This is a genomic window from Streptomyces sp. P9(2023), assembly GCF_032436795.1.
Taxonomy (GTDB): domain Bacteria; phylum Actinomycetota; class Actinomycetes; order Streptomycetales; family Streptomycetaceae; genus Streptomyces.
Map to the genome: position 1 here is coordinate 1 of NZ_JAUPWM010000478.1, position 271 is coordinate 271.

Consider the following 271-nt stretch of genomic DNA (forward strand, 5'->3'; position numbering starts at 1 on the left):
TAAAAGGACATATCCAAGACCTCTTAGCTCGTTGCTTATCTCTTTTAATTTTTCACCTTGATGAAAAGCTAAAAGGGCTGGTGTGTTTTCCAGCATAATCAATTTCGGTGATAGTTCTTTAATAGCACGAGTTAAATGGGATAAAGCATAGTCTTGTTCTCCTTGAGACCCTGTTTTACTCCCAGCCAAAGAAAAAGGTTGAAATGGAAAACTACCAGATAAAAGATCGACGTGAGTTGAGATAGTAGAAAAATCAACATTAGAGATATTG

1 protein-coding gene is annotated in these 271 nt (G+C 36.2%); it reads right to left on the reverse strand.

Annotated elements, in window-relative coordinates; genetic code table 11:
- A partial coding sequence (locus Q5762_RS38440) for a DNA cytosine methyltransferase (protein WP_315896955.1) occupies positions 1-271 on the reverse strand: 271 nt, incomplete at both ends.